Source organism: Mycobacterium sp. E1747, assembly GCF_001667775.1.
Taxonomy (GTDB): Bacteria; Actinomycetota; Actinomycetes; order Mycobacteriales; family Mycobacteriaceae; genus Mycobacterium.
The window spans coordinates 20638-36880 of the sequence record NZ_LZJI01000199.1 but is presented as its reverse complement, the minus strand read 5'-3'; the positions used below and the strand labels follow the sequence as shown (position 1 = coordinate 36880).

The window sequence follows — 16243 nt, the reverse complement described above, 5'->3', positions numbered from 1 at the left end:
GACTCGGGCCGGGCTGGGTCAGCCACCTGCTGCAGGACCTGGCCGTGAGCCTGTGGTCGGACCCGGCGGCCGCGCGCCTTGTCGCCACGGCCGAGCGGCGGTACGCCGACACGCGCCGGGGGCTGTCCGCCGCGTTGGCCGGGCGCGACGTCGCCGCGCGTGGCCGCTCCGGACTCAACGTGTGGATCCCGGTGCCCGACGAGACGGTCGCGATCACCCGGTTACTGGGGGCGGGCTGGGCCGCGGCGCCGGGCACGCGGTTCCGCATCGGCACGCCGCCGGGCATCCGCGTCACCATCGCAGACCTCGGCGCCGACGAGATCGACCCGCTGGCGGACGCGATCGCCGAGGCGCTGCACGGCGCGGGCCGCGCCAGCGTCTAGGCGAGCGTCAGCGTCCTTCGCCGCACACGGATCCCAGGCCGGGGCCCGTCCACAACAGCTCCACGCTGCGTTCCTGCGGCGTCTCCTCGGGTGCGACGAGCGGAGCCGAGACCGGCTCCTTTTTCCTCAGCAAGCCGATCCACCGACCGAATACGGATTGATCCATGGGCGAATCATCGGCGGTCGCGCGCCGCGCCGCGCACCGCTATCCACAGGTGTCAGAGCTCCTCGCGCACCGCGAGCACGGCGAGCGAATGTCCATCGAGCACCGTCTTGTCGGCTTCGACGACGGGGTCGCCCCAGGCCAGCAGCACGTCACCGGCGACGGGCACCGTCACCGCCTCGGTGCCGAGGTTGCACACGATGCGCAACCGGCCGCGCGACACGCTGATCCAGCGTTGCTCCTCGTCGAAGTCGACCGCGAGGTGCGCCAGCCAGGGGTCGGCGAGGTCGGGGTCGCGGCGCCGCAAAGCGATCAGGTCGCGGTAGAACTGGTGCAGTCGGCCGTGCTCGCCGGCGTCCACCTCGGCCCAGTTCAGTTTCGAGCGCTGGAACGTCTGCGGATCCTGGGGATCGGGAATCTCGTCGGCGTCCCAACCGTGTTCGGCGAACTCGGCCTTGCGACCCTCGGCGGTGGCCTTGGCCAGTTCCGGCTCGGGGTGCGAGCTGAAGAACTGGAACGGGGTCGACGCCGCGTACTCCTCGCCCATGAAAAGCATTGCGGTGAAAGGCGTGCCGAGCGCGAGCGCGGCCTTGATCGCCAGCTGGCCGCCGGAGAGGTTCTGCGACGGGCGGTCCCCGAGCGCCCGGTTGCCGACCTGGTCATGGGTGCAGGTGTACGCGACCAGCCGGGTGGCCGGGATGGAGCCCGTGTCCAGCGGGCGTCCGTGCCGGCGCCGCCGGAACGACGAATAGGTGGCGGCGTGAAAATAGCCGTGGCACAGGGTCTGGGCCAGGGTGGCCAGGCCGCCGAAGTCGGCGTAGTAGCCCTGGCGCTCGCCGGACACCGCGGTGTGGATGGCGTGGTGGATGTCGTCGGCCCATTGCGCCGTCAGGCCGTAGCCGCCCCGGTCGCGCGCGGTGATCAGCCGCGGGTCGTTGAGATCGCTCTCGGCGATCAGCGACAGCGGGCGCCCCACTTGCCTTGACAGCCAATCGGTTTCGGTCGCAAGCTCCTCGAGGATGTGGATCGCCGTCGTGTCCACCAGGGCGTGCACGGCATCCAGGCGCAGCCCGTCGGCGTGGAAATCGCGCATCCAGCGCAGCGCGCATCCGATGATGTAGCGCCGGACCTCGTCGGAATCGGCATCGGCGATGTTGATGCCTTCGCCCCACGGGTTGCTCGCCGACGACAGGTACGGGCCGAACTTCGGCAGATAGTTGCCCGACGGGCCGAGGTGGTTGAACACCGCGTCGATCAGGACGCCCAGGCCCCGCGCGTGGCAGGCGTCGACGAACCGCACCAGGGCGTCGGGGCCGCCGTAGGGCTCGTGGACGCTGTACCACAGCACGCCGTCGTAACCCCAGCCATGCGTTCCGGCAAAGGAATTCACCGGCATCAGCTCGACGAAGTCGACGCCGAGATCCACCAAATAGTCCAGCTTTTCGATGGCCGAGTCGAGGGTGCCCGCCGGGGTGAAGGTGCCGAGGTGCAGCTCGTAGATCACCGCGCCCTCGACCGGCCGGCCCGGCCAGTCGCCGTCGGTCCAGGCGGCGCCGGCCGGGGCCCACAGTTGGGAGCGGGCGTGCACGCCGTCGGGCTGGCGGGGTGAGCGCGGGTCGGGCAGCACCATGGGATCGTCGTCGAGCAAGAACCCGTAGCGGGCGTCCGGGGCCGTATCCACGGACGCGTGCCACCAGCCGTCGTCCGCGCGCGTCATCGGGTGCTCCTGACCCTCGACGTCGAGCCGGACCCGCTCCGGTTTGGGTGCCCAAACGCGGAATTCAGTCATGGTGGCGCTCCAGCAGCACGACGGGCAGCTCGGCGAACAACTGGGCCGCGGCCGTCGGCCCGTCCGCGATGACGCCGGTGAGCGCGTCTTTCCAGGTGCCCTCCGGCAGCGCCAGCACCGTGTTGCCCCAACCGGTTTCGGTCAGGCGCACCGTCCACCGGGTCGCCGCGACCACGATGTCGGAACCCCGGCGGAAGGCCAGCACGTGATCGCCGGCATCGCCGTCGGCCAGCACGGGAACGTAGTCACCGCTCAAGAAGGTGTCCGGGTGGGCGCGTCGCACCCGAAGCGCGGTGGTCACCACGCGAATCTTGGGATGCTCCAACGCCTTCAGGGCGGCGCGCCGGGCGGTGTAGTCGACGGGCCGGCGATTGTCCGGGTCCACCAGGCTGTCGTCCCACAGTTCGGTGCCCTGGTAGACGTCGGGTATCCCGGGCACGGTCAAGGCGAGCAGCTTCTGGCCCAACGCGTCGCTGGCGGCATGCGGGTTGAGCTGGGCGACGAGCTCGGTCAGCTGGCCTGCCACCGGGCCGTCGAACACGCTGTCCAGCCACCGGTGCACCGCGTCCTCGAACTCGGCGTCCGGATCGTTCCACGAGGTGCGCCAGGCCGCTTCCCGAATGGCCTTCTCGGCGTAGCCGTGCAGCCGCTCACGCAGCTCGTAGCTCACCTCGCCGCTGACCGGCCACACGCCGAAGATGTTCTGCCACAGGAACTGTCCGGTGGCCGGGTCGGGGGAGGGCGCGGCGACCTCCCAGCGGGCGACGAACTCCGCCCACAGTGACGGGACCTGCGAGAGTACCCCGATCCTCGCCCGCACGTCCTCGCCGCGCTTGGTGTCGTGGGTGGTCAGCGTGGTCATCGTGTGCGGCCACAGGCGGGCGCGGGTGGCGGCGCTGTGGTGGAACTCCGCCGCGCCGACACCGAAGCGATGGGGCTCACCACCGACCTCGTTGAGCGACACCAGCCGCGCGTCACGGTAGAAGTAGCAGTCCTCGCTCGCTTTGGCGGTCACCGCACCGCAGAGCTGCTGCAGCCGAGTGGCCGGCTCGCCGCCGGAGGCCAGCGCCGCGGCGAGCACCTGCAGTGCGGGCCCCAATTCCGGTGACTGCGCCTGCGTTTCGGCCAGGGCGGTGGGCATGATCGCGGACAGCCCCGGGTAGTCGCAGCGGTAGACGCCGATGTGAGCGAGCAGCGCGGCCACCGCTTCGGGCAACTGTGGGTGGTCGGAGCCCGCCGCCGCGACGATGGCGCGGCGGAGCCGGCGCAGTTCGCTCGCGAGCGTACCGGTGGCCGCGCGGATCTTGAGGTCCGCCAACATCTCCGGCGTCGCGCCGTAGTCCAGCCCCGCCGATTCGACCAGTTCGGTGAGCGCGGGCGCGCCGCTGGGGTCGACGAAGACCCCGCCGATCTCCCGCAGCACGTCGTAGCCGGTGGTGCCCCCGATGGGCAGCGTGGGTTCGAGCGCCTCGTCGACCGCCAGGATCTTCTCGATCACGATCCATGTTTGCGGCCCAACCGATTCGCGCAACCATGCCAGGTAGCCGCAGGGGTCCGACAGCCCGTCGGGGTGGTCGATGCGGACGCCGTCGACGATGCCTTCAGCGGCCCACCGGGCGACCTCGCAGTGGGTGGCGTCGAACACGGCGCGGTCTTCCTGACGCAACCCGGCCAGGGAGGTGATCGAGAAGAAGCGCCGGTAGCCGCACACGCCGTTGCGCCAGCCCACCAGCCGGTAGTGCTGACGGTCGTGCACCTCGGGCCCGGTGCCGTCGGCGGTGCCGGGCGCGATCGGAAGCGCCAGGTCGCCGAGCCGCAGCAAGTCCCCGTCGACCTTGAGATCGGCGTCGTCGTCGTCGGAGCCCAGAATCGGCAGCACGATGCGGCCGTCCTCATCGAGATCCCAGTCGATGTCGAAATACGTTGCGTAGTCAGATGACCGGCCGTGCCGCAACACGTCCCACCACCAGGCGTTCTGTTGGGGCTGGTCGATCCCCACGTGATTGGGCACGATGTCGACGATCAGGCCGATGCCGCGCTCGCGCGCCGCGGCCGACAACCGCTGAAGCCCCGCGCGGCCGCCGAGTTCGGGGGAGACGGTCGTCGGGTCGGTGACGTCGTAGCCGTGGTTCGACCCGGTGGCCGCGGTCATGATCGGGGACAGGTAGAGGTGGGACACCCCGAGTTCGTCCAGGTAGTCCAGTAGGTTCTCGGCGTCGGCGAACGTGAACGCGAACCCGCTGGCCTCACCGCGCAGCTGCAACCGGTAGGTCGAGAGTATCGGAAAAGGCATGCGTCACATGGTCTTACGTAAGACCAGGAGCGAATGCCCGGGCAACGAGACCTTCGCTTTGGCATTCACCACCTGGTCGGCGTCGCCCGTCGGGTCGTTGGTGTCCAGTTCCACGGTCCACTCCTGCGCGTAGTCGTCGTTCGGCATCACGAACTCCACGGGTTCTTCGCCGGCGTTGAAGCACATGAGGAACGAGTCGTCGACGACCCGTTCGCCGCGCGCGTTGGGCGCGGTGATGGCCTCGCCGTTGAGGAAGACCGCCACACATTTGTGGATGCTCTCGCCCCAGTCCTCGTGCGTCATCTCCCGGCTGCTCGGATTCAGCCAGGCGATGTCGCGCACCTCGTCGCCGGTGCGGATCGGTTCACCCTCGAAGAACCGCCGCCGGCGGAACACCGGATGGGTCTTGCGCAAGGTGGTCACCTTGCGCGCGAAGGCCAGCAGGTCCGAATTTTTGTCGACCAATGACCAATCCATCCAAGACAATTCGGAGTCTTGGCAGTACACGTTGTTGTTGCCGTTCTGGGTGCGGCCGAGTTCGTCGCCGTGCGCGATCATCGGCGTGCCCTGGCTGAGCATCAGCGTCGCCCAGAAGTTGCGCATCTGGCGACGGCGCAGCGCCAAGATCTCCGGGTCGTCGGTGGGCCCCTCGACGCCGCAGTTCCACGAGCGGTTGTGGCTTTCGCCGTCGCGGTTGTCTTCGCCGTTGGCCAGGTTGTGTTTCTCGTTGTAGGAAACCAGGTCGTTGAGCGTGAACCCGTCGTGGGCGGTGACGAAGTTGATGCTGGCGCTGGGGCGCCGGCCGGTCGCCTCGTAGAGGTCCGACGACCCGGTCAGCCGGGACGCGAACTCGCCTAGGGTCGCGGGCTCGCCCCGCCAGTAGTCACGCACAGTATCGCGATACTTCCCGTTCCACTCGGTCCACAAACCCGGGAAATTGCCGACTTGGTAGCCGCCCTCGCCCACGTCCCATGGTTCGGCGATCAATTTGACCTGGCTGACGATCGGGTCCTGCTGCACCAGGTCGAAGAACGCACTCAGTCGGTCGACGTCGTGCAGCTCGCGCGCCAGCGTGGCGGCGAGGTCGAAACGGAAGCCGTCGACGTGCATCTCGGTCACCCAGTAGCGCAGCGAGTCCATGATGAGCTGCAGCACGTGCGGGTGACGCGGGTTGAGGCTGTTGCCCGTGCCGGTGTAGTCCTTGTACAGCCGCAGGTCGGTGTCGACGAGCCGGTAGTACGCCGCGTTGTCGATGCCGCGGAAATTGATGGTCGGCCCGAGGTGGTTGCCCTCGGCGGTGTGGTTGTACACCACGTCGAGGATCACCTCGATATTGGCTTCGTGCAGGCTGCGCACCATCGATTTGAACTCGGCGACGCTGGAGCTGCGATTGGCCGCGTACTGGTTGTGCGGCGCGAAGAATCCGAAAGTGTTGTAGCCCCAGTAGTTTCGCAGTCCAAGGTCCAGCAGCCGCGAGTCGTGCATGAACTGGTGCACCGGCATCAGCTCCAGCGCGGTGACGTTGAGCGACTTGAGGTGGTCGATGATCACCGGGTGGGCCAGGCCGGCGTAGGTGCCGCGCAGTTCGGCGGGGATGCCCGGGTGGGTCTGGGTCATTCCCTTGACGTGGGCCTCGTAGATGACGGTTTCGTGGTACGGGGTCAGCGGCGAGCGGTCCGAGCCCCAGTCGAAGAAGGGATTGCTCACCACGCTGGTCATGGTGTGGCCAAGCGAGTCGACCATCGGCGGCGTTCCGGGGTCGGCGTCGTCACCTCCGGGACGCACGGCCTTCATGTCGTAGGAGAACAGCGCCTGCCCGAAGGTGAAATCCCCGTGGAAGGCCTTGCCATACGGGTCGAGCAGTAGCTTGCTCGGGTCGCAGCGGTGCCCCGCCGCCGGGTCGAAGGGGCCGTAGACGCGGAAGCCGTAGCGCTGGCCCGGGGAGATGTTGGGCAGATAGGCGTGCCACACATAGCCGTCGACCTCGTCGAGGGGGATCCGTGATTCCGCCCCGGCGTCGTCGATCAGACACAACTCGACCTTCTCGGCAATCTCGGAGAACAACGAGAAGTTGGTCCCGGCTCCGTCATAGGAAGCGCCGAGGGGATACGGGTTCCCGGGCCAGACGGTGGCCAGTTTGGGCTGTTGGTTACCAGTTACGCCTGTTTCTGAAGCGTGTTTGTCGGTCGGCACCATCTGACCTTATCCGCGCGTGGGGCCCCGGGCGCGTCACCACCAACCGGTGTTGGCGGCGATCTGGCGGCCCAATTCGCCCACCATGGTCCGCACGTAAGTGGGGGTGAGGTGGTGGGCGCCGTGGTAGATCAGCACGTTTCCCTCGACCGGCCGGCACACGTCGGCGCGGCAGATCGCGTCGGACATGTCGAGCACCTTCAGCAGCGGGAATTGTGTGACGAAGTCGAGGGTCTGATTGCGGTCGGACAACGCGTCGGAACGCTTGATCGCGCACGACTGGGGGGTGCCGCCCTTCTTGGCCAGGCAATCCGCCGGGTCGAACGGCTGGCCGTTCTTGACCAGCCATGGGGTGTCTCGCATGCCGAGTATCGGAATGTTGTTGTCCGAGAACCGCTGCCAGATTCCGATGTAGGTCGCCGGCATCACGTCGCCGGGCTTGATGTTCCACGGCCGGGTCGTGGTGGTGAACACGTAGTCGGGACGGTCGGCGATCACCCTGTCCATCGTCTGCTCCACCCACTCCCGGCACTGCGGGTAGGCGGCGTTGTTGCCCATGATCAACGGGACTTCCTCGGTGGACAGCGGGCAGCCCATCTTGAGGTAGGTCACCACCTTGAAGTGATGCATCTTGCCGAGCAGGTCCAGTGCGGGCAGCCAGTGTTCGGCGTGGGACCCGCCCGCCAGCGCGATCGTGCGGGCGCCGGCGACGTCGCCGTAGGTGCACGCGACCACCGCCGGGTTGACGAAGTCACTGATGCAGCCGTCGCGGGTGGAGACCGGCAAATCCTCTTTGACCTCCAGCACGCTGGGGCGCATCGGCAACGCGGGCACCCGCACCCGTTCGGTCAGGGCGCGCGCCCCGGGATAGTCCTGCGGGTTGAGCACGCTGAGCTCCTTGCCCGCGGCCCGCAGGACGGTGACGTGCTGGCGCCACGTGAACGACGTCGCAGTGAGCGTGACGCCGAGCAGCACGATCGCCGTCCCCAACGCCATCGTGGGCCGGGGCAGGCGGGCCAGCCACGCGGGTGCGGGCGCGGGTGACTTCCCGGCGGTCCGGTAGCGCAGGGGGTCCTCGACGAGCCGGGTGGTCAGGTAGGCCAACAACCCCGAGACGACCAGCACCGCGGCGCCTTCGACGAAGTTGGCGTGCCGGTGCCCACTGAACGACAGCCAGAAGATGAGCAGCGGCCAGTGCCACAGGTAGAGGGAATACGCGATCGCGCCAAGCGCGACCAGCGGCCCGGCCGCCAGCAAGCGGTTGGGCAGCGGCAGCCGGTCGCCGGCGGCGGGGTCGCCCTGCAGGTTGGCGCCCGCCAGGATCATCAGCATGGTGGCCCCGACGGGGACCAGGGCCCACGGACCAGGAAACTCCTTCACGCCGTCGATCAGCGCCCCGCACGAGACGATCGCCGCGAGCGCCAGGGTGGCCACGACCGTTCGCACCCACATCGGCCAGCGGATGGCCGGCACCACCGCACCGACCAGAGCGCCGAGTAGCAACTCCCAGCCGCGCGCGAAGCTGTCGTAGTAGGCGGCCGCCTGATCGTCCTGGTGCGCCACGATCGCGTAGACGAACGACGCCACCGTCAGTGCCGTCAGCAGCACCAGGAACAGGGTGCGCAACCGAGGCCCCAACGGACGCCCGAACAGGTGCGCGCACGCGGCGATCAACAACAGGAAGCCGACGTAGAACTGGCCCTGCACCGACATGGACCAGATGTGCTGCAGGGGGCTGACGGCCTCGCCCGCGCGCAGGTAGTCCGACGCGGAGTTGGCCAGCTCCCAGTTCTGGTGGTAGCCCAGGCTGGCGAGGCTTTGGTCGGCGAATGTCTCCCAGCGAGTCTCCGGTTGCACCAGGATGGTCAGCACGGCGCAGCCGGCCAGCACCACGACCAGGGCGGGCACCAGGCGGCGCACGAGCCGGAACACCTCCGCCACCGGCGACAGGGTGGCGGCCGGATTCAGCGCCGCGCGAATGATCTTGCCGCCGAAGAAGAATCCGGACAGCGCGAGGAACACGTCGACGCCACCGGAAACCCGACCGAACCAGACGTGGAAGACGGCCACCAGCGCGATCGCGATGCCGCGCAGGCCGTCGAGGTCATAGCGGTAGAACCCCGGGTTGCGCGCCGCCGTACCGACCGGTTCCGCGGTCGCGACCGGTCGGGGAGACGGGGACAGGGTCGGCATGATCGACCGCTAATTTACCGAAAACCGCCACCCAACCCCGTTCAGGAGCAGGTGGCGGCGTTCGAGCGTCCCCAGCAGCCCGGGGAGATTACCGGGCGGTGCCTGCGGCCGGCGGAAGGAACGGTGATTGCTGCGGCGGCAGCAGCTGCACCGGGGCCTGCGGCACCGGAAGTTGCTGCGTGGGCAGCTGCTGGACCGGCGCCTGCTGCACCGGGACCCGCTGCAGCGGAGCCTGCTGCGTGGGGACCTGCTGGGTGGGGACCTGCTGGACCGGAGCCTGCTGCGTGGGCAGCTGCTGGACCGGCGCCTGCTGCACCGGGAGCTGGCCCGACTGCTGCTGCAACGGCGCCTGCTGCGCCGGCGCCTGTTGCGTCGGCAGTTGCTGCACCGGGGCTTGCTGCAGCGGCGGTTGCTGCAGCGGGGTTTGCTGCGTCGGAGCTTGCTGCGTCGGTGACTGCTGCGTCGGTGACTGCTGCAGCGGGGCTTGCTGCTGCGGCAGCTGCTGCGGCAGCTGCTGGACCGGCGCCGGCTGGACCCCGAGGACCCGGACCAGATAAGGAGCCATGCCGTTGGCGCGCACCGGCGACACCTGGACGACGTCGCCCACCTCGAGCATCTGGTTGTTGCCCAGATACATCGCGACGCTCTGCGTGCCTTCGGGGCCGTAGAAGATCATGTCGCCCTTTTGCGCCTGCTGGGGCAGCACCTTCTGGCCGACCCGGTAGATCGCTCCGGACGAGCGCGGCAGCTTGATTCCGGCGCCGGCGTAGGCGTACTGCATCAGACCCGAAGCGTCGAAGCCGACGGTGTTGATGCCCGTCCCGGTGCCGCGTGAGGGTCCGTTGATGCCGCCGCCGGCCCAGGAGAACGGCACACCCCGCTGCGACAGCCCGCGCGCGATCACCACGTCGGCGGCCTGCTGGTAGTCCATCGGCCGCACGCCGGGGTCCGCGGAAGCGATCACGGGAGCGGCCATCGGTGCGGCAAACAGCGCCAATCCGACCGCGAAGGCGTAGATGCGTTTCATTGTCTTGGCCTCTCAGGGGCTCACTGGCCTCAGCGCGGTGACCTCACGCGTCCGCCGCCGATCCATGACTGGGCGACAGCCTCCACGTTGGGACCGAACGCCGCTGCATGACACTTGCGGATGTGAACAGTGGTCCTGTTTCACATCAGTCACTGCAGCAACTCTGACAACAGAAGTTATCAGCCGCCAGGGCCCGGCGGGATTTTTTGTCGTAACGTGACCGGACGGTGACTGCGCGTCCCAAATTTGGGTGCGCAGTTGTGATTTCGGTCTCAGCCGGGCGAGCGTCGACCGAGCGGGGCGCCGGCGCGACTACGCCCAAAAACGTTCGCTGAAAACCGTCAGCAGCGAGCCGACGAGGGCGCTGAGCATGACCAGCGCGAGGGCCAACACCGGCCAGAAGGACATGTACCAGCCCTTCAGGAGCGACACGATTGGGCCGAGGACCGCGGCGGCGATCGCAGCCCCGATACCGCCCCACACGATCGGTCGGATGTAGTAGTCGACCCCGAACGGCACCGGCCCGCACGTCTCGTCCGCGCACACGTGCTCGAGGAAGCCGAAGAGGCGGTCCGGCCACGCCGTCGCGGTGGCCAGGACGACGAGCAGGGCCAGCAGCGCGACGGTGCAGGCGACGTCCCACGGCGCCAGCCGCACCCGGATCACCCGTGGCGCTTCGTCGTCGTAATTGGCCAGCAAGATATTCGTCGTCGCCGTCGGGGGATTACCCGCGGCGGGTCTACCGGGCGTGTTCGGCGTAGCCATCGGACCCCATGCTCCCCGATGGGCGGCCGTTGTGCGACTTGGCTGCTTTACCCTCGATCACTATGCCTGCGGCGAGGGCCGGGTTGACCCCCGAGCAGATCAGCGCGATCGACGCTGCGCATCTGTGGCACCCGTACAGCACCATCGGCAGCGAGGCCGTCGCGCCGGTGGTCGCGATCGCCGCGCGGGGCGCCATGCTGACGCTGATCCGCGACGGCGAGCCGATCGAGGCGCTCGACGCGATGAGCTCGTGGTGGACCGCGATCCACGGGCACGGCCACCCGGTGCTGGACGCGGCGCTGACCGCGCAGCTGGGCGTCATGAACCACGTCATGTTCGGCGGCCTCACCCACGAACCGGCCGCCCGGCTGGCGCGACTGCTGGTGGACATCACGCCGCCCGGCCTGGACACCGTGTTCTTCAGCGATTCCGGTTCGGTGTCCGTCGAGGTCGCAATCAAGATGGCGCTGCAGTACTGGCGCAGCCGGGGCCGGCCCGACAAGCACCGGCTGATGACATGGCGGGGCGGCTACCACGGCGACACCTTCACGCCGATGAGCGTCTGCGATCCCGACGGCGGCATGCACTCGCTGTGGACCGACATCCTGGCCCGCCAAGTTTTCGCCCCGCAGGTCCCCCGCGACTACGACCCCGGCTACACCGCGACGTTCGAGCGCCAACTGGCGCAGCACGCCGGCGAACTGGCGGCCGTCATCGTCGAACCGGTGGTGCAGGGCGCGGGCGGGATGCGCTTCCACGACCCCGGCTACCTGCGCGACCTGCGCGAGCTCTGCCGCCGGCACGACGTGCTGCTGATTTTCGACGAGATCGCCACCGGCTTCGGCCGCACCGGCGAACTGTTCGCCGCCGACCACGCCGGGGTGAGCCCGGACATCATGTGCGTGGGCAAGGCGTTGACCGGCGGGTACGTCACCCTGGCGGCCACCCTGTGCAGCACCGAGATCGCGCACACCATCAGCGCAGGCGAGGCCGGCGCGCTGATGCACGGGCCTACCTTCATGGCCAATCCGCTGGCCTGCGCGGTGTCGGTGGCCAGCGTCGAGCTGCTGCTCGAACAGGACTGGCGCGCGCGGGTCGGCGAGATCGCCGCCGGGCTGGCGGCCGGGCTCGAACCCGCCCGCGAGCTGCCGGGCGTGACCGACGTGCGGGTGTGCGGCGCGATCGGCGTCATCGAGTGCGCCCACGCGGTCGACCTGGCCGTCGCCACCCCGGCGGCAATGGAACGCGGTGTGTGGCTGCGCCCGTTCCGCAACCTCGTCTATGCGATGCCGCCCTACATCTGCCCGCCGGCCGAGATCGCCCAGATCGCCTCGGCGATGGTCGAGGTCGCGCGCCTCGTTGGCTCTCGTAGTCTTTAGGGCGATGAAAACACCGATCGAGGCATCGCCACTGGCCTGGTTGGACGCGGTGGAGAAGCAGCGCCGCGAGGCCGGGCTGCGTCGCTCGTTGCGGCCCCGCCCGGCCGTCGCCACCGAGCTCGATCTGGCGTCCAACGACTATCTGGGCCTGTCCCAACACCCCGACGTGATCGAGGGCGGCGTCGCCGCGCTGCGCATGTGGGGCGCCGGGGCAACCGGTTCCCGGCTGGTCACCGGCGACACCGACCTGCACCAGCAACTCGAGTCCGAGCTCGCCGAGTACGTCGGCGCCGCGTCGGGCCTGCTGTTCTCGTCGGGATATGCGGCCAACCTCGGCGCCGTCGTCGGCCTGTCGGGCCGGGGTTCGCTGCTGGTGTCCGATGCCCTCTCCCACGCGTCCCTGGTCGACGCCTGCCGGCTGTCCCGGGCCCGGGTGGTGGTGACGCCGCACCGCGACGTCGACGCGGTGGAGGCCGCCCTCGCCGCCCGCGACGAGGAGCGCGCCGTCGTCATCACCGAGTCGGTGTTCAGCGCCGACGGCGTGTTGGCGCCGCTGCCCGAGCTGCACGAGGCCTGCCGCCGCCATCGCGCGCTGCTGATCGTCGACGAGGCCCACGGCCTGGGAGTGCGCGGCGGCGGGCGCGGGCTGCTGCACGAGCTCGGGCTGGCAGGTGCGCCCGACGTGGTGATGACCACGACCCTGTCCAAGGCGCTGGGCAGTCAGGGCGGCGCGGTGCTCGGGCCGGCGGCAGTGCGGGCCCACCTGATCGATGCGGCGCGGACGTTCATCTTCGACACCGGCCTGGCGCCCGCCGCGGTGGGCGCCGCGCGCGCCGCGCTGACCGTGCTGCGCGCCGAGCCGTGGCGACCCGAGGCGGTGTTGCGGCACGCCCGCACCTTGGCTGAGGTGTGCGACGTTCCCGACGCCCCCCAGTCGGCGGTGGTGTCGGTGATCCTAGGAGAACCGGAGGTGGCCCTGGCCGCCGCGACGGCCTGCCTGGACGCCGGCGTGAGAGTGGGCTGCTTCCGGCCCCCGACGGTGCCGGCCGGGACGTCCCGGCTGCGGCTGACCGCGCGGGCGTCGCTGGACGAAGCCGAACTCGAGATCGCCCGGCGGGTGCTGTCCGGGGTCCTCGCTGTGGCGCGCCCTTGACCGTCCTCGTCGTCACGGGCACGGGCACCGGCGTCGGCAAAACCGTCGTCACCGCGGCCCTGGCCTGCCACGCCCGTCAGGCCGGCATCGACGTGGCGGTGTGCAAACCGGTCCAGACCGGCACCGACTCGGGCGACGACGACCTCGCCGAGGTCGCGCGCCTGTCCGGCGTGACCGAACTGGCCGGGCTCGCCCGCTATCCGCAGCCGCTGGCGCCGGCCGCCGCGGCCGAGCTGGCCGGCGCGGCGCTGCCCACCGGCGACCAGATGCTGCGGCTGATCGCCGGCCTGGACCGCCCGGGGCGGCTGACGCTGGTGGAAGGGGCCGGTGGGTTGCTGGTCGAGCTCGCCGCCGCCGGCGTCACCCTGCGTGATCTCGCCGTCGAGCTGGGCGCCGGGGCGCTGGTTGCGGTCACCGCGGAACTGGGCACCCTCAACCACACCGCGCTGACCCTGGAAGCGCTTGCCGCACATGGTGTCTCGTGTGCGGGGTTGGTGATCGGCAGCTGGCCGGGCCGCCCCGGGCCGGCGGAGACCTCGAACCGCGTCGCCCTGGACCGGCTGGGCCCGCTGCGGGCCGCGCTGCCCGCAGGCGCCGGGGCGATGGACGCCGCGCAGTTCGCGGACATGAGCGCGGCGGCGTTCGACCGCGACTGGGTCGCCGCGCTGGTCCCCTGATGGTGCATTCGATCGAGCTGCTCTTCGACGGCGAAACCGAAGCGACGATCCGTGGGTTGTGGGACGCGTTGGCGGGCGCCGGGATTCCCAGCCAGGCGCCGGCGGGGCGGCCGCACGTCACGCTCGCGGTGGCCGATCGCATCGCCGAGGAGGCCGACGCCGCGCTGCGCCCGCTGACCGCACGGCTGCCGCTGGGCTGCGCCGTCGGCGCGTCCCTGCTACTCGGGCGATCCGATGCGATCCTGGCCCGCCTCATCGTGCCGACGTCCGAACTGCTCGATTTCCACGCCGAGGTGCACCGGCTGTGCGGCGAGCATCTGGCCCCCGCGCCGGCCCCCACCAGCCTGCCCGGCCGGTGGACGCCGCACGTCACGCTGGCCCGCCGCGTCGGCGGGCCGGTGCTGAGCCGGGCGCTGCGCATCGCGGGTCGGCCCACGCTCGTCGAGGGCAGTTTCGCCGCCCTGCGGCACTGGAACGGCGAGAAGAAGGTCGACTACCTGATCGGCTAACCGCCGAACAGCAGGTACAGGCCGGTGAACGTGTAGCCGACCATGACCAGCATCATCGTCAGCTGGCCGGTGAGCTGGTGGCCGCTGGGCAGCAGCCGCAGCGCTTTGTCGTGGGCCGCGATCACCGCGAGGATGTGGCCGGTCACCACGCACGCCACCTTGATCCCGGCCAGCACCGGCGGATGGGTGGACAGCACATAGGCGACCTGCTGATGCGCCAGCCCCAGCCCATTCCAGCCGCGGCCGAAGGGGTCGGCCAGTGCGAACGCCGCCTGCTGTCCGCGCTCGACGAGGTAGGTCAGGTAGTGGGCGAAGATGTAGCCCACCACGATCGGGATCACCGAATGCGCCATCTGCCCGGGCAGGGCCCGGCGCCGCGCACGGTCCACGCCGCCCGTCGCGCGTGCGGCGAGCGAAAAGGTAACGGCGACAACCGAAATGAAGACGATCAGCCCGAGGGTCCGCAGCACTGACGACGACACCGCCGGCGCCAGGCCGATGTTGGGGGAGAGCCGGTCGGCGAAACCGCGCCACGTCACCGACGACGAGAAGCTGTCGAACGCGGTGGACCCGAGCAGCACCGCCAGCAGCACCACCACACCGGGCCGCACCGGCAGCGACGGCAAATGGTCGAGCGGGTTTCCCACCACGATCCGCCCGCTGTCGGGGTTGCGGCGAAACGGCGACAGGCGCGACACCGCCATGCTGTACACCCCGAAGGGATCGGCCCGGGCCAGCCAGCGCTGGCCGCACAGCCAGGCGCCCACCAGCATGGCCACGGCATAGACGGCCAGCCACGCCCGCACCCACGGCAGCGAAGCCGGGTTCGGGCTGGCCAGCTCCATCCAGACGAACGCGAACAGGCCCAGCGCGGCCGGACGGTAGCCCCAGCCATCGGGATAGGCAAGCCGCGGTGAGTGCAGGCGCTCGGGCGTGCCGCGGCGCAGCAGCAGATAGATCGTCCGCATCGGGGAGATGACCCGCCAGACCGGCCCGACCAGCAGCGACAGTGCCACCAGGCCGACCCATAGCAACACGTAGAACGCGCCGAGCAGGGCGTTGGCCTCCGACCGCGGACCCCACACCCCGGCCGCCACCGCCCAGGCCGCGAAGACCAGTGTTAGCGCGGCCGCCGTCCACCGCGTCACCCGCGCGTCGACGAACGCGGTCACCGCCCCTGGCAGCGGACGGCCCGGTTTGCCCGGATCAAACCGGGGGCGCCGCCACGCGAAGGCGAGGAGCGCGAAGGTGAACGTCAGCGCCCACGCCGCGCCGACCATCGCGTACATGTACGGCACCGGAAGGTCGCCGGATCCGCCGAGGCCGTGCGCGAGCACCGCGGTCGCGCTGCGGGGGCTCACGGTTGGACTTGGATGGTCGCGATCGTGCGGTCCAGGTGGTGCAGCTCCACCTCGACGTTGCCCGGCACGTCGACGGCGAACTGGAAGGTCTGGTTCGGTGCCGCGGCCACCGGGAACTTGTGGTCGGGCGTCGAGTGCACGTGCAGCTCGTCGGTGGCGTCGCTGGTCACGTGCAGGGTGATCTGCTGGCGCACCTTGGCCTGCAGGGCGGCGTTGGTGGGGGTCACCTGCCCCTTGGCGATGGTGACGTCGACCGTCGGGTCGGCGGCCGGGGCGTGGTTGTGCGAACCGGCGCACGCGAACAGTGCCCACGCCAGGGTCCCCACCCACGCCGCGGCCGGGGCGCTAGGCATCTTCA

Annotated in this window: 12 protein-coding genes and 2 pseudogenes; 5 read left to right on the top strand and 9 right to left on the bottom strand. The window is 70.0% G+C overall.

Features of this window, described 5'->3' with window-relative positions; genetic code table 11:
* Positions 1–383 (top strand): annotated as a pseudogene (locus tag A5695_RS20645) (GntR family transcriptional regulator); the annotation flags it as partial.
* Positions 384–390: 7 nt separating this feature from the next.
* Here A5695_RS20645 and A5695_RS28750 read toward each other — a convergent pair.
* The 7 genes and pseudogenes from A5695_RS28750 to A5695_RS20615 form a co-directional block, all read right to left on the bottom strand.
* Positions 391–549: a hypothetical protein gene (locus A5695_RS28750; protein WP_156749775.1), complete on the bottom strand. Its 159-nt coding sequence runs from the start codon at positions 547–549 to the stop codon at positions 391–393.
* A 52-nt stretch (positions 550–601) separates the two neighbouring features.
* Complete coding sequence (gene treZ / locus A5695_RS20640) at positions 602–2335, bottom strand: malto-oligosyltrehalose trehalohydrolase (RefSeq protein ID WP_068086419.1); 1734 nt, start codon at positions 2333–2335, stop codon at positions 602–604.
* Positions 2328–4628 (bottom strand): malto-oligosyltrehalose synthase, encoded by a 2301-nt coding sequence (gene treY, locus A5695_RS20635; RefSeq protein ID WP_068086416.1) that lies wholly within the window; start codon positions 4626–4628, stop codon positions 2328–2330. Before treY ends, treZ begins: the two co-directional genes overlap by 8 nt.
* Before the next feature lie 3 nt (positions 4629–4631).
* A complete protein-coding gene (gene glgX, locus A5695_RS20630; protein ID WP_156749774.1) occupies positions 4632–6824 on the bottom strand; it encodes a glycogen debranching protein GlgX in 2193 nt (730 codons plus the stop codon).
* Positions 6825–6857: 33 nt separating this feature from the next.
* Positions 6858–9014: an acyltransferase family protein gene (locus A5695_RS20625; RefSeq protein ID WP_068086413.1), complete on the bottom strand. Its 2157-nt coding sequence runs from the start codon at positions 9012–9014 to the stop codon at positions 6858–6860.
* A gap of 373 nt (positions 9015–9387) precedes the next feature.
* A pseudogene (ripD, locus tag A5695_RS20620) lies at positions 9388–10041 on the bottom strand (NlpC/P60 family peptidoglycan-binding protein RipD); the annotation flags it as partial.
* A gap of 312 nt (positions 10042–10353) precedes the next feature.
* Complete coding sequence (locus A5695_RS20615) at positions 10354–10806, bottom strand: hypothetical protein (protein WP_068086407.1); 453 nt, start codon at positions 10804–10806, stop codon at positions 10354–10356.
* A 62-nt stretch (positions 10807–10868) separates the two neighbouring features.
* On the opposite strand from A5695_RS20615, the gene A5695_RS20610 reads away from it, so the two are divergent.
* Genes A5695_RS20610 through A5695_RS20595 form a run of 4 tightly spaced genes read left to right on the top strand, consistent with a single transcriptional unit; the run spans position 10869 to position 14524 of the window.
* Entirely contained in the window at positions 10869–12185 is a 1317-nt protein-coding gene (locus tag A5695_RS20610) for an adenosylmethionine--8-amino-7-oxononanoate transaminase (protein WP_068086404.1), read from the top strand.
* 4 nt (positions 12186–12189) lie between these two features.
* On the top strand, positions 12190–13338 hold the full coding sequence (locus tag A5695_RS20605) for an 8-amino-7-oxononanoate synthase (RefSeq protein ID WP_068086402.1): 1149 nt from the start codon (positions 12190–12192) through the stop codon (positions 13336–13338).
* Positions 13335–14015 (top strand): dethiobiotin synthase, encoded by a 681-nt coding sequence (gene bioD / locus A5695_RS20600; RefSeq protein WP_068086400.1) that lies wholly within the window; start codon positions 13335–13337, stop codon positions 14013–14015. Before A5695_RS20605 ends, bioD begins: the two co-directional genes overlap by 4 nt.
* Positions 14015–14524, top strand: coding sequence for a 2'-5' RNA ligase family protein (locus A5695_RS20595; RefSeq protein WP_068086399.1), 510 nt, complete (start codon positions 14015–14017; stop codon positions 14522–14524). The genes bioD and A5695_RS20595 overlap by 1 nt, the downstream gene beginning before the upstream one ends.
* Here the strand turns inward: A5695_RS20595 and A5695_RS20590 are convergent.
* Positions 14521–15885 carry a hypothetical protein gene (locus A5695_RS20590; RefSeq protein WP_068086397.1) on the bottom strand — a complete coding sequence of 455 codons (1365 nt, stop codon included), beginning with the start codon at positions 15883–15885 and terminating at the stop codon, positions 14521–14523. The genes A5695_RS20595 and A5695_RS20590 overlap by 4 nt on opposite strands.
* A complete protein-coding gene (locus A5695_RS20585; RefSeq protein ID WP_068086440.1) occupies positions 15882–16238 on the bottom strand; it encodes a hypothetical protein in 357 nt (118 codons plus the stop codon). The genes A5695_RS20590 and A5695_RS20585 overlap by 4 nt, the downstream gene beginning before the upstream one ends.
* Between the last annotated feature and the right edge of the window lie 5 nt (positions 16239–16243).

Excerpts from the sequence above, each read along its gene's own strand:
- A5695_RS20625 (WP_068086413.1), bottom strand. The coding sequence starts at position 9,014 with ATGCCGACCCTGTCCCCGTCTCCCCGACCGGTCGCGACCGCGGAACCG.
- A5695_RS20585 (WP_068086440.1), bottom strand. The coding sequence starts at position 16,238 with ATGCCTAGCGCCCCGGCCGCGGCGTGGGTGGGGACCCTGGCGTGGGCA.
- glgX (WP_156749774.1), bottom strand. The coding sequence starts at position 6,824 with ATGGTGCCGACCGACAAACACGCTTCAGAAACAGGCGTAACTGGTAAC.
- A5695_RS20605 (WP_068086402.1), top strand. The coding sequence starts at position 12,190 with ATGAAAACACCGATCGAGGCATCGCCACTGGCCTGGTTGGACGCGGTG.
- A5695_RS20615 (WP_068086407.1), bottom strand. The coding sequence starts at position 10,806 with ATGGCTACGCCGAACACGCCCGGTAGACCCGCCGCGGGTAATCCCCCG.
- A5695_RS28750 (WP_156749775.1), bottom strand. The coding sequence starts at position 549 with ATGGATCAATCCGTATTCGGTCGGTGGATCGGCTTGCTGAGGAAAAAG.
- treZ (WP_068086419.1), bottom strand. The coding sequence starts at position 2,335 with ATGACTGAATTCCGCGTTTGGGCACCCAAACCGGAGCGGGTCCGGCTC.
- A5695_RS20595 (WP_068086399.1), top strand. The coding sequence starts at position 14,015 with ATGGTGCATTCGATCGAGCTGCTCTTCGACGGCGAAACCGAAGCGACG.
- treY (WP_068086416.1), bottom strand. The coding sequence starts at position 4,628 with ATGCCTTTTCCGATACTCTCGACCTACCGGTTGCAGCTGCGCGGTGAG.
- A5695_RS20610 (WP_068086404.1), top strand. The coding sequence starts at position 10,869 with ATGCCTGCGGCGAGGGCCGGGTTGACCCCCGAGCAGATCAGCGCGATC.